The sequence below is a fragment of the Mangrovicoccus algicola genome (assembly GCF_014903745.1).
Taxonomy (GTDB): domain Bacteria; phylum Pseudomonadota; class Alphaproteobacteria; order Rhodobacterales; family Rhodobacteraceae; genus Mangrovicoccus; species Mangrovicoccus algicola.
The window spans coordinates 1-11,691 of record NZ_JACVXA010000098.1 but is presented as its reverse complement, the minus strand read 5'-3'; the positions used below and the strand labels follow the sequence as shown (position 1 = coordinate 11,691).

Annotated in this window: 11 protein-coding genes and 1 pseudogene; 9 read left to right on the top strand and 3 right to left on the bottom strand. The window is 70.1% G+C overall.

Annotated features, from left to right (window positions below):
• The coding region (locus ICN82_RS20025) for a DNA polymerase III subunit gamma/tau (RefSeq protein ID WP_193186768.1) at window positions 1-1,236 on the bottom strand (1,236 nt) is incomplete at its 3' end.
• A gap of 569 nt (window positions 1,237-1,805) precedes the next feature.
• On the opposite strand from ICN82_RS20025, the gene ICN82_RS20020 reads away from it, so the two are divergent.
• From ICN82_RS20020 to ICN82_RS20005, 4 genes are all read left to right on the top strand, one after another.
• Window positions 1,806-2,636: a hypothetical protein gene (locus tag ICN82_RS20020; RefSeq protein ID WP_193186766.1), complete on the top strand. Its 831-nt coding sequence runs from the start codon at window positions 1,806-1,808 to the stop codon at window positions 2,634-2,636.
• Between the two features lie 55 nt (window positions 2,637-2,691).
• Window positions 2,692-3,504, top strand: a complete 813-nt coding sequence (locus tag ICN82_RS20015) for a TIGR00282 family metallophosphoesterase (protein WP_193186763.1) — start codon at window positions 2,692-2,694, stop codon at window positions 3,502-3,504.
• A gap of 89 nt (window positions 3,505-3,593) precedes the next feature.
• The gene (locus tag ICN82_RS20010) at window positions 3,594-5,372 is read left to right on the top strand and encodes an SLC13 family permease (RefSeq protein WP_193186760.1); all 1,779 of its coding nucleotides are present in this window, start codon (window positions 3,594-3,596) and stop codon (window positions 5,370-5,372) included.
• 86 nt (window positions 5,373-5,458) lie between these two features.
• Window positions 5,459-6,199 carry a YebC/PmpR family DNA-binding transcriptional regulator gene (locus ICN82_RS20005; RefSeq protein WP_193186757.1) on the top strand — a complete coding sequence of 247 codons (741 nt, stop codon included), beginning with the start codon at window positions 5,459-5,461 and terminating at the stop codon, window positions 6,197-6,199.
• 74 nt (window positions 6,200-6,273) lie between these two features.
• Here ICN82_RS20005 and ICN82_RS20000 read toward each other — a convergent pair whose 3' ends face one another.
• Entirely contained in the window at window positions 6,274-7,446 is a 1,173-nt protein-coding gene (locus ICN82_RS20000) for an MFS transporter (RefSeq protein WP_193186754.1), read from the bottom strand.
• Between the two features lie 88 nt (window positions 7,447-7,534).
• Here ICN82_RS20000 and ICN82_RS19995 point away from each other — a divergent pair, with 88 nt between their 5' ends.
• Window positions 7,535-8,050: an Lrp/AsnC family transcriptional regulator gene (locus tag ICN82_RS19995; RefSeq protein WP_193186751.1), complete on the top strand. Its 516-nt coding sequence runs from the start codon at window positions 7,535-7,537 to the stop codon at window positions 8,048-8,050.
• A gap of 70 nt (window positions 8,051-8,120) precedes the next feature.
• Here ICN82_RS19995 and ICN82_RS19990 read toward each other — a convergent pair whose 3' ends face one another.
• Entirely contained in the window at window positions 8,121-8,858 is a 738-nt protein-coding gene (locus ICN82_RS19990; RefSeq protein ID WP_193186748.1) for a DUF599 domain-containing protein, read from the bottom strand.
• Window positions 8,859-9,097: 239 nt separating this feature from the next.
• On the opposite strand from ICN82_RS19990, the gene ICN82_RS19985 reads away from it, so the two are divergent.
• The 4 genes and pseudogenes from ICN82_RS19985 to ICN82_RS19970 form a co-directional block, all read left to right on the top strand.
• Window positions 9,098-9,982: a trypsin-like serine peptidase gene (locus ICN82_RS19985; protein WP_193186745.1), complete on the top strand. Its 885-nt coding sequence runs from the start codon at window positions 9,098-9,100 to the stop codon at window positions 9,980-9,982.
• Between the two features lie 115 nt (window positions 9,983-10,097).
• Window positions 10,098-10,562, top strand: a complete 465-nt coding sequence (locus ICN82_RS19980; protein ID WP_193186742.1) for an Hsp20 family protein — start codon at window positions 10,098-10,100, stop codon at window positions 10,560-10,562.
• A gap of 203 nt (window positions 10,563-10,765) precedes the next feature.
• Window positions 10,766-11,176, top strand: coding sequence for a DUF805 domain-containing protein (locus tag ICN82_RS19975; protein WP_226898635.1), 411 nt, complete (start codon window positions 10,766-10,768; stop codon window positions 11,174-11,176).
• Window positions 11,177-11,352: 176 nt separating this feature from the next.
• Window positions 11,353-11,691: pseudogene (locus ICN82_RS19970) on the top strand (hypothetical protein); the annotation flags it as partial.

Genomic DNA, 11,691 nt, shown 5'->3' with positions numbered 1-11,691 from the left:
CCCGGCAGGGCCGCGGCCGCCCGGTGCACCGCCGGCCGGGCCGGGGCCGTCCGCGGCGGGAGGGGCGGCGGGCATGGATTGCAGCTTGCGGATCAGGTCGTCCGGCGGCGGCAGGTCGGCGACATGGGTCAGCCGGATCACCGCCATCTCGGCCGCCATCATCGCGTTGGGCGCGGCGGCGACTTCCTCCAGCGCCTTCAGGAGCATCTGCCACATCCGCGTCAGCGCCCGCATCGGCAGCCGCCCGGCCATGTCGGCGCCGCGGCTGCGCTCGTCGGGGGGCAGGGTCGGATCCTCCGCCGCCTCCGGGGTGATCTTGACCACCGACAGCCAGTGGGTGATCTCCGCCAGGTCGCGCATCACCGCCATGGGATCGGCGCCCTCGGCATATTGCGCCGCCAGCTCCGCCAGCGCCTCGGCGGCGCGCCCTGCCATGATCATGTCGAACAGGTCGAGGATGCGGCCGCGATCGGCGAGGCCCAGCATCGCGCGCACCTGTTCGGCGCTGGTCGCCCCCGCGCCATGGCTGATCGCCTGGTCCAGCAGGGAGGTCGCGTCGCGCGCGGAGCCTTCCGCCGCGCGCACGATCAGCGCCAGCGCGTCCTCGCGGATCTCGGCCCCCTCGGCGGCGGCGATCCGTCCCAGCATCGCCATCATCACCTCGGGCTCGATCCGGCGCAGGTCGAACCGCTGGCAGCGCGACAGGACCGTCACCGGCACCTTGTTGATCTCGGTCGTGGCGAAGATGAACTTCACATGGGCGGGGGGTTCCTCCAGCGTCTTGAGCAGCGCGTTGAACGCGCTCTTCGACAGCATGTGGACCTCGTCGATGATGAAGATCTTGTAGCGCGCCTGGCTGGGCGCATAGGCCACCGTGTCGAGCACCATCGAGCGGATGTCGTCGACCCCGGTATTGGAGGCGGCGTCCATTTCCAGCACGTCGACATGGCGCCCCTCGGCGATGGCGCGGCAATGCTCGCATTGCCCGCATGGGGTGGTGGTCGGCCCGCCGGTGCCGTCGGGGCCGATGCAGTTCATGCCCTTGGCGATGATCCGCGCGGTCGTGGTCTTGCCGGTGCCGCGGATGCCCGTCATGATGAAGGCCTGCGCGATCCGGCCCGCGCCGAAGGCGTTCTTCAGCGTGCGGACCATGGCATCCTGGCCCATGAGGTCGTCGAAGGTCTCGGGGCGGTACTTGCGTGCCAGCACGCGGTAGCCCTGATCGGTGTCGCTCATGCCCTGTCCTGTCCTTGCCGTCGCCGCACCCTAGTCCCCGCCGCGCGCCGGGTCCAGACCCGCGCCGCCGCACAAGGCGAGGTCCGTCCGGCGGCGATCCCTGCCAAAGCCCGGTTTTTCCGGAAAAACTTCTCCTTCGTGCCTTTTGACACAGATGCAGGCGCGCCCGGCGCCTAGGGTCCCGCTCGTCCGGCATGACGAGGCCCGGCCGAAGGAGACTGCCCATGAAGACCATCCCGCGCATCATCTGCCCGACCGCAGGGGCCGCAGGCCGCCCCTTCCGTCCGGGGACGGGGCGATGAGCCGCCTCGCGGATCGGCGCGGGCCCGTCGTGCTGCTGCGGCCCGTTGCGGCCGGTCCCGCCCCGGCCCCCGCGCGCGGCGCCCGCCGCCCTGCGGATCCGCAGATGGCGCCCGAGACATGGAGCGGGGCACCGCCGCATCGGCTGCGCTGCGCGGCCCCTGCGCATGCCTGCCCGCAGCAGGTCCCGGGCGGGGCCTGCGATCTCCTCCGGGGCGCCTGTGCCGCGCCCGATGTCCAATGTTCCGTTCTTCCGTGAGGAAACCCGAATGATGTTTGCCCCGATCCGTGCCCATCAGCGCCCCGACGGCGCTTTCCTGTCCCAGGCCGCAGCGTCTGTCGGGCGCGGCGCCGATGCCGGCAGCGGCATCGCCACCGCGCTGTGTCTCGAACTGCTCTGGCCGCGGCGCGAGGCGCCCGAACTGGCGCCGGTCCTGCGCGCGGCGCTGGACTACCTGGAGCGCTGCGAGATCGCGGGCCAGCCCGGCGCCTACGGAGGCCATGCCGGCGCGCGCGGCCCGGATCTGCGGGCAAGCGTCCTGATCTCCGGCATCCTCTACCGTTTCGGCCGCCGCAGCCTGGCCGATCTGCAGATGGTCTATCGGCGGATGCTGGTTCCCGCGCGGATCGAAGATCTGGGCGGCGCGCCGATGCCCTGGCTGGATTACGACGTCTTCGGCCGCAAGGCCGGTGCCGCCGGACCCGTGGCCGATCTGGTGGCGAACCTGGATGCGCTGGCGATGCTGCACCAGCTGGGCCAGCCGATGGCGGAGATCCCGGCGATCCGGCTGATGCTGGCGCGCGGGATGGTCTGGGCGGGCAGCTCGATGACGCGGATGCGCGCGCTGATGCCGGACCATCCCGAACCGGCCGAACTGCTCTGGGCGATCGAGCGCGCCGAACGCGCCGGGGTGGAGGGTCTGTCGCATTTCGCCGCGAGCCTGCGGCGGCTGGACTGGCTGTGCCGCGCGCTGGAGACGGCAGAGCCGCCGCTGGTGGGCTGCGAGGACGGGCAGGGCTGGAGCTGCGCGCTGCTGCACGACCTGCGCCGGGGCGGCGACGATGCCGGGCTGGCGCCGATGCTGCGCCGGGTGCTCTAGGCGCCGCGCCGCTTGCCTCTTGCCCCCGTTCCCCGCGGGCACTAGGCAGGGGCGCATGAAAATTCTGTTTCTTGGCGATGTGATGGGCCGGGCGGGCCGCGATGCGGTGATCTCCCGGCTGCCGGGGCTGCGCGAGGCGTGGCAGCTTGATTTCGTGGTGGTCAATGGCGAGAACGCGACCTCGGGGCACGGGCTGTCCGCCGATCACGCGCGCGATCTGCTGGCGGCGGGGGCGGATTGCATCACGCTGGGCGACCATGCGTTCGACCAGCGCGACATGCTGGCCTTCGTCGACAATGAACCGCGGGTGATCCGGCCGCTGAACTATGCCAAGGCGGCGCCGGGCAAGGGCGCGCGGGTCTTCGAGACGCAGGACGGGCGCCGCATCCTGGTCGCGCAGGTGCTGGGCCAGGTCTTCATGAAGCGTCCCTATGACGATCCCTTCTCGGCGGTGGAGCCGATCCTCAAGAACCATCCCCGGGGCGGCCAGATCCAGGCGATGCTGATCGACATGCATTGCGAGGCCACCAGCGAGAAGATGGCGATGGGCCACTGGTGCGACGGGCGCGCCTCGGTCGTGGTGGGGACCCATACGCATGTGCCCACGGCCGATGCGATGATCCTGCCCGGCGGCACGGCCTACCAGTCCGATGCGGGCATGTGCGGCGACTATTATTCCGTGATCGGCATGGACAAGGACGAGCCCATGCGCCGCTTCATCACCGGCATGGTCAAGGGCCGTTTCACCCCCGCCTCGGGCGAGGCGACGCTCTCGGGGCTCTATGTGGAAACCGACGACCGCACCGGCGCGGCGACCCGCGTGCAGATGATCCGCCAGGGCGGCAGGCTTTCCCCGGCGGCGCCATAGCGCCGCATGGCGGCGGGCGCCTTTGCCCTTGTGGCAGGCGGTTGCATGCACCAATCTGTCCGGGCAAAGAATAATGGGTACTTTTCCGGATGCTTGGGTATGAGTGGATTCCGATAAGCCAGCCGGTGGCTGCGCTTGTCGTGGTGTTCGGCATGTTCATCTTGTTCATGACGGAGCGCTATCCGGCGGAGGTCACGGCGCTGATCGGCGTGTCGCTGATGATGGTCCTCGGGATCCTGCCCTACGAAAAGGCCCTGACGGTCCTGTCCAATCCCGCCCCCTGGACGATCGCGGCGATGTTCATCGTCATGGGGGCGCTGGTGCGGACCGGGGCGCTCGACTGGTTCATCCAGCGCATCGACGGCTTTGCCAAGGGAAGGCCCGGCCTGGCGGTGGCGGTGCTTCTGCTGTTCGTGGCGGCGGCCTCGGCGGTGGTGTCGAACACGCCGGTCGTGGTGGTGATGATCCCGGTCTTCATCCAGCTGTCGCGCTCGCTGGGCATCTCGCCCTCCAAGATCCTGATCCCGCTGAGCTATGCCGCGATCCTCGGCGGCACGGTCACGCTGATCGGGACCTCCACCAACCTGCTGGTGGACGGCGTCGCGCGCACCCGCGGCCAGGAGCCTTTCGGCATTTTCGAGGTCACGCCGGTCGGCCTTCTGGTGGTGGCCTGGGGCCTGACCTACCTGTATCTCTTCGGGCGGCATCTGCTGCCCAACCGCGACAGCATGGCGACGATGCTGTCGGGGCGCTCGAAGATGAAGTTCTTCACCGAGGTCGCCGTTCCCGAGGACAGTTCGCTGATCGGCAAGCCCGCGATGGACGTGCCGATGTTCAAGCGCGAGGGCATCCGGCTGATCGACGTGCTGCGCGGCGATGCATCGCTGCGGCGCGACCTGGCCGCGGTGGTGCTGGAGCCGGGCGACCGCGTGGTCCTGCGCACCGAGATGGAGGAATTGCTGGGCTTCCAGCAGAATAAGGACCTGCGCCTGGTGGACAAGCTGTCCTCGGTCCAGACCACCATCGTCGAGGTTCTGATCACGCCGGGGGCCAAGCTGGTCGGCCGCTCGCTGCGCAACCTGCGCCTGCGCCGCCGCTACGGGGTCTATCCGCTGGCGGTGCACCGGTCGAACCAGAATGTCGGGCGGCAGCTGGATGATATCGTCGTGCGGGTGGGCGACACGCTGCTCTTGGAAGGCGCGCCCGAGGATATCCGGCGCCTGGCGCAGGATGCCGACCTGGTCGATGTCAGCTCGCCCTCCGCGCGGGCCTATCGGCGCCAGCACGCGCCCATCGCCATCCTGACCCTGGCGGGGATCGTGATCCTGGCCGGGATCGGGGCGGCGCCGATCCTGATGCTGTCGGTCATCGCCGTGGCGCTGGTGCTGGTGACGCGCTGCATCGATGCCGACGAGGCCTTCTCCTTCGTCGAGGGGCGGCTCCTGGCGCTGATCTTCTCCATGCTGGCGGTCGGCGCGGCGCTGGAAAGCTCGGGCGCGGTGCAGCTGATCGTCGAGGGGATCGCCCCGGCCCTGGCCAAGATGCCGCCCTTCTTCATCGTCTACACGATCTACCTGCTGACCTCGGTCCTGACCGAGATGGTGTCCAACAATGCCGTCGCCGTGGTGGTCACGCCCATCGCCATCGGCCTGGCCCAGGCGCTGGGGGTGGAGCCGCGCGGGCTGGTCGTGGCGGTGATGATCGCGGCCTCTGCCAGTTTCGCCACGCCGATCGGCTATCAGACCAACACGATGGTCCTGGGGCCGGGGGGCTACCGGTTCCGCGATTTCGTCAAGGTCGGCGTGCCGCTGAACCTCACCATGGGGCTGCTGGCCTCCGCGGTCATCCCGATCTTCTTCCCGCTCTAGCGCGGGCGGGGCGCGACGGGATTGCCCTGACCGGGCCTGTTGCGGTATGGACACGCCAATTCAGGCAAGTCGAACGGAGAGGACCCATGGCAGGGCACTCAAAATGGGCCAACATCCAGCATCGCAAGGGTCGTCAGGACGCCGCGCGGTCGAAACTGTTTTCCAAGCTGTCGAAGGAGATCACCGTCGCCGCGAAGATGGGCGATCCCGATCCCGACAAGAACCCGCGCCTGCGCCTTGCGGTCAAGGAAGCCAAGGGCCAGTCCATGCCCAAGGACAATATCGACCGCGCGATCAAGAAGGCGACCGGCGGCGATGCCGAGAATTACGACGAGATCCGCTATGAGGGCTATGGCCCGAACGGCGTGGCGATCATCGTCGAGGCGATGACCGACAACCGCAACCGGACCGCGTCCAACGTGCGCTCCACCTTCTCCAAGAACGGCGGCAACCTGGGCGAGACCGGTTCGGTCAGCTTCATGTTCGACCGCAAGGGCGAGATCGTCTACCCGGCCTCGGTCGGCGACAGCGACACGGTGATGGAAGCCGCGATCGAGGCGGGCGCCGAGGACGTGGAATCCGACGAGGACAGCCATGTGATCTATTGCGCGGATACCGACCTCAATGACGTCTCCGCGGCGCTGGAGGCGGCCTTGGGCGAATCCGAGTCGACCAAGCTGATCTGGAAACCGCAGACCACGACCGAGCTGGGCCTGGAGGATGCGCAGAAACTGTTCCGCCTGATCGAGATCCTCGAGGATGACGACGACGTGCAGAACGTGACCGCGAATTTCGAGGTCTCCGACGAGGTCATGGCCGCGCTCTGAGACGCGGGCGATCCGACGCAGAAAGCCGCCCCCCGGGGCGGCTTTCGCGGTTTCGGGGGCGGCCCCGGCGGAGGCTAGGGCGCCGTCGCGCCGGCGGGGAGGGGGGCGGCGGTCCGCCAGGCGATGACCGCCAGGACCAGCGCGACCGCCGACAGCAGCGCCCCCGCCCAGTTCGGCGAGGCCAGCCCGAACCCCGCCGCGATGGTCGCCCCGCCCAGCCAGGCGCCGAGCGCGTTGCCCAGGTTGAACATCCCGATATTCACCGAGGAGGCCATGGTCGCGGCGCCGGCGCGGTCGGCGCGCTCCATCACCAGTTTCTGGATCGGCGAGACGGTGGCGAAGCCGAAGGCCGCCATCAGGAAGATGCAGGCCGCGGCCAGCCCGGCATGGCTCGCCCCGGCCCAGAAGATCAGCAAGACGGCCGCCTGCGCGGCAAGCGTGACGAAGAGCGTCCCGAAGAGCGACCGGTCGGCAAAGCGGCCGCCCAGCCAGTTGCCGACGGCCAGGCCCAGCCCGAACAGCACCATCAGCCGCGCGACCGCCGCCCCGGACAGGCCCGCCTCCTCGATCATCATCGGCGCGACATAGGTGATCGAGGTGAAGAAGGCCGCCGGGCCGAAGACGGTGATCGCCATCGCCAGCAGGACCTGCGGGTCGGCCAAGGCGCGCAATTCGCGGCGCAGCGCCACTGCCGGGCCGCCGGCGATCCGCGGCAGGCACAGCGCGAGGCTTGCCATCGTCGCCAGACCGATTGCCGCCGCCAGCCAGAAGACCAGCCGCCAGCCATGGACCTGGGCCAGCCAGGTCCCGGCGGGAACGCCGACCAGGTTGGCCAGGGTCAGCCCCGAGAACATGAAGGCGATCGCGCTGGCCTGGCGCTCGCGTGGCACCAGGGAGGCGGCGATGATCGCGCCGATGCCGAAGAAGCTGCCGTGATTGAAGGCGGTCAGGATGCGCCCGGCCAGGGCGACGGGCAGCGTCGGGGCCAGCGCGGTAAGCACATTGCCCAGCGTGAACAGCCCGGCCAGCCCGATCAGCACGGTCTTGCGCGGGATGCGCGCGGCCAGGACCGTCAGGATCGGCGCGCCGACGAAGACGCCGAGCGCATAGGTGGTGGCCATCAGCCCGGCCCGGGGGATCCCGATGCCGAAGTCCCGGGCAATCTCGGGCAGGATGCCTGCGACGACGAATTCGGTCAGTCCGATACCGAAAGCGCCGATCGCCAGCGCGAAAAGGGCGACGGGCATGGGATGTCTCCATTCTGCATGATTTCGTTCCGAACCATGTTCGGTTAGTGTGCAGATATGAGACACAGCATTCGGAGATAAACCCGGAATGGACATATCAGGAAAAGAAACAGACGCGGTTCGGCAGGAACGCCATCGCCCGGCCGAACTGGACCGGACCGACCGAATGATATTAGGCGCCCTGGCCGCGGACGCGGCGCGCAGCTATGCCGAACTGGGCCGGATGGTGAACCTGTCGGCCCCGGCCGTGCATGACCGGGTCAAGCGGCTGAAGCGCGACGGGGTGATCCGCGGCACCGTCGCGGTGCTTGACGGCTGCCGTCTGGGCCGGACGCTGCTGACCTTTCTCGTGGTCGATACCAGCAGCTATGGCGCCACGCGCGGATTGCTGAAATTCGCCGACCGGCCGGAGGTCGAGGAACTTCATACCGTGGCCGGGGATGGCTGTGTCCTGATCAAGGTGCGCGCCGTCGATACCGAGGGGCTGGAGCGGTTCCTGATGGAGATCCAGAGCCTCGAGGGCGTCCGCTCCGTGCGCAGCTACATCACCCTGTCCACCTTCGTGGAGCGCGGCCCGGCCCCGGACGGCCCCGCGCCGGGCTGACGGTTCCTTGCCGCGCGCCCGGCGGACCGGGCCTTCCGGATCGGGGCCATTCGGATCAGGGCCATTCGGATCAGGGATTGTCGCGTTCCATGTCGCGCAGCGCCTCGTCGGTGGGGCCCGCCAGCAGCAGCCGCCGGGAGGCGGAGGCGAATTCGCGGTGCCAGATCGTGGCCGTCGTGACCAGCGTGGTCAGCACCAGCGCGCCGGGCCCCAGCAGCCAGCCAAGCGCCCCGAGCGCGAAATAGACCGAGCGCAGCCCGCGATTGTAGGATCGCGCCGCCTCGATGTTCAGCTCCGCCGCCATCAGCGCGCGGCTGCGCGCCTCGGCGCTCTGCTCGTCATTGGGGATCGCCCCCATCATCACCGAGCAATAGCCGAAGACCCGGTGCGACCAGACGAATTTCATGAAGGCATTGGTGATCAGCAGCAGCGGCAGCAGGATCTTCACCTCCCACAGGATCGCCGGGGTGGGGCCCATGTTCAGTTCCTCCGCCACCCGGTCCAGCCGGTCGGTATTGCCGATCAGCGCCAGCGCGCCGCCGATGGCGATGAGGCAGGCGGAGGCGAAGAAGGCGGTGCCGTCGCGCAGCGATCCCAGCAGGGTCGCATCATGGACCCGGGGGCTGCGATCGATGTTGTTGAGCATCCATTCCCGCCGGTAGCGCCGCATCAGCCGGTTCACCGAAGGGCGCGACTGGCGGGGATGCTCGACATGCCACCCCACGCCGCCCCAGCACAGGATCGTGAAGACCGCGGAGAGGAGGTCGGGCCAGGAGAGCAGCAGCAGGATCGTCTTGAGGTCCATCATGGGGGAGCCATAGCGCAGCGGGGCGGCCCCGGGGAAGGGGGCATGACCCGGCGGCTGCCCGGAATCTGGTCAGCCTGCACACCGATCGGCCGCCGCGCACGGGCGCAGGCGCCGCGCCGGGCCGGGGGCGGGATCCGCGCACTTGCCTTCGGGGCAGAGCTGCGCCACTTATTGTTTCCAGTATGGCGATGATGTCGATCCGGTCTGTCCCGGTCCCTTCCGCAAGAAGAGGCATGCGCATGCCGCACCAGTTGCGATCCGGCCGAGGCCGGCCATTCGGTTTCCCCGGCCGCGCGCTCTGGCGGCGGCGGCTGGGACTGGCGTCCTGCCTGCTTCTGGCGCTGGGATCGACGCCGCAGGCCCAGGACAGGGCCGCGATCGGCGCCCTGCCGCAGGGCTCGGCGCGCGAAGTCCTGGATGCCGTGCAGCAGGCGCAGCTGGGCGCCATCGGGCGGCTGGCGGCCAGCCCGGGCGGGGCGCATTGCACCGCGACCCTGATCGCCCCGGATCTGGTGCTGACGGCCGCGCATTGCCTGAGCGCCCCGGCAAAGGGCTGGGTCGCCCCGGCCTATCGCGTGCAGTTCCGCCCCGGCTACCGCGAAGGGCACAGCCCGGCCGTGCTGTCGGGCGCGGCGCTGGTGCTGGGGCAGGATTACGAGAGGACCGCCATGCTCTCCGAGGACCTGGCCCTTCTGCGGCTGAAGACGCCCGTGCCGCAGGATCTGATCCAGCCGATACCGGTGGGGACGGAGCCGCTGCTGCGCGGGCGCGACCTGTCCATCTATTCCTATGGCTACGATGTCGCCGAGGTCCTGTCGCGCGAGACCGGCTGCAGGGCGCTGGCGGCGCTGCATGGCGCGATGGTGACCACCTGCGAGGCGGTGGGGGGCGTGTCCGGCGCGCCGGTGATCGCCCTGGACGGCGCGGGCCGGCCGCGTGTCGCCGGGATCGTCTCCAGCCGCCTCAAGCGCCAGGGCGAGACGGCGCCCTTCGGCCGGGCCGTGGTGGTGCCGGTGGATGCCGCGCGGATCTCGGTGCTGGCGCATCGCCTCGTGCCCTCGACAATGGTGGCCCGCGGCAACGGCCCCCTCTATCCCGCCGGAGGGTCCGGGGACGGGGGTTGACAGCGGGCGGGGGCCTTCCCAGATGAAGCGGGCGGGGCGCCGGCGACCGGGTCCCGCCCAGGCCCGTCCATGACGGAGGGCCGCATTCAGGACATCGCTCAAGGAGGATATCCCCATGCGCAGTTTCGATCTTGCCCCGCTTTACCGGGCCACTGTCGGGTTCGACCAGATTGCCGATCTCATGGACCGGGTTCTGGCCACCGAGGTGGGCCGCGAAAGCTATCCCCCCTATAATATCGAGAAGACCGCCGACGACACCTACCGGATCTCGATCGCCGTCGCCGGCTTTTCCGAGGACGAGCTGACGGTCGAGCTGAAGGAACACGCGCTGGTCGTGTCCGGTCGCAAGGCCGAGGAGTCCGGCGCGCGGACCTATCTGCATCGCGGCATTGCCACCCGCGCCTTCGAGCGCCGCTTCACCTTGGCCGATCACGTCCGGGTCACCGGCGCCGCGGCCGAGAACGGCATGCTTCATATCGAGCTGAAGCGCGAAGTGCCCGAGGCGCTGAAGCCGCGCCAGATCGAGATCGCTCGCGGCCTGATCCGCGACGAGGCACAAGAGCCCCGGCCGGTCAACTGAGGCTGCGGGAGCCGCGCCTGCGCGGACCATCCGATCTGGGGGTCGCCGGTTCGTCCGGCGGCCCCTTTCCTCATGACGCCCTGCTCGTGCCGGGCGGTCCGTCCCGGCGGGGCCATCCGCGACACCGCCGCGCTTGGGCGCGGGCGGCTTCTCTGCGAGGCTGATGCCGGAACAGACCGGCAGGCGCCGGGGAAGGGGACCCCATGGAAGAGATGATCGCGGCATTCCGCAAGGCGGTGCTGCGCAATTACGCGACCTTCGCCGGCCGCGCGGGACGGGCGGAATTCTGGTGGTACTGCCTGGCGGTGTTTCTTCTCAACATCCTCGTCAACCTGGCGGATGCCTTCCTGGTCTCGCCGCTTCTCGGCCTGCCGGGGCAGGCGGGACTGCTCTCGGCGATCCTCGGCCTGGCGCTGATCCTGCCGGGGCTGGCGATCACGACACGGCGCTTGCATGACACGGGCCGCACCGGCTGGTGGCAGCTGCTGTGGCTGCTGCCGCTGATCGGGTTCATCATCCTGCTGGTGTTCTGCGCCCGGCGGGGGGAGGCCGGGCCGAACCGGTTCGGCGCCGCGCCCCTGCCGCTGGAGGGGGAGGCGCCGCCCCCGGGCTGAGCCGTGCCGATGCGCGCCCGCCCCCCGGCGGGCGCCTCCGGCATCCCCCGGGCCGGGCTCATTTTTCCGCGAGGCAGCCGGGGGGCGGTTGCAGCCCGCGCCGTGGCCTCCGACATGTTCTCTGAGGGCGTGCGCCGGATGCCGCCTTGCGCGGCAGCGGCAGAGGAGACCCGCCCATGACCATTCCCCGACCCGGTCCTTCCGCGGAGGGCGCGGCGGCTCCGCTGATCCTCGCCGATACCCCGGCCGCAGATGCGACGGGCGCGCGCCTGGCCCTGCGCCTGGGCTGGACCCATCTGGACGCCGGGGCCCATGACGGGGACCTGCCCGCCGCGCTGCTGGCGGCCTTCCGGGCCGGGCGTCCCGTCCTGGCGCTGTGCCGCCCCGAGCGCGCGATCCACGCCCTGGCCCCCTGGCTTGGCACGGTCGCGCCAGAGCCGCCGGTGATCGTCCTGCCCGGGGACGGCGCCGCGCCGGTGGCCCTGCTGGGGCTGGGCGCCGGGGCCGCGGCGCTG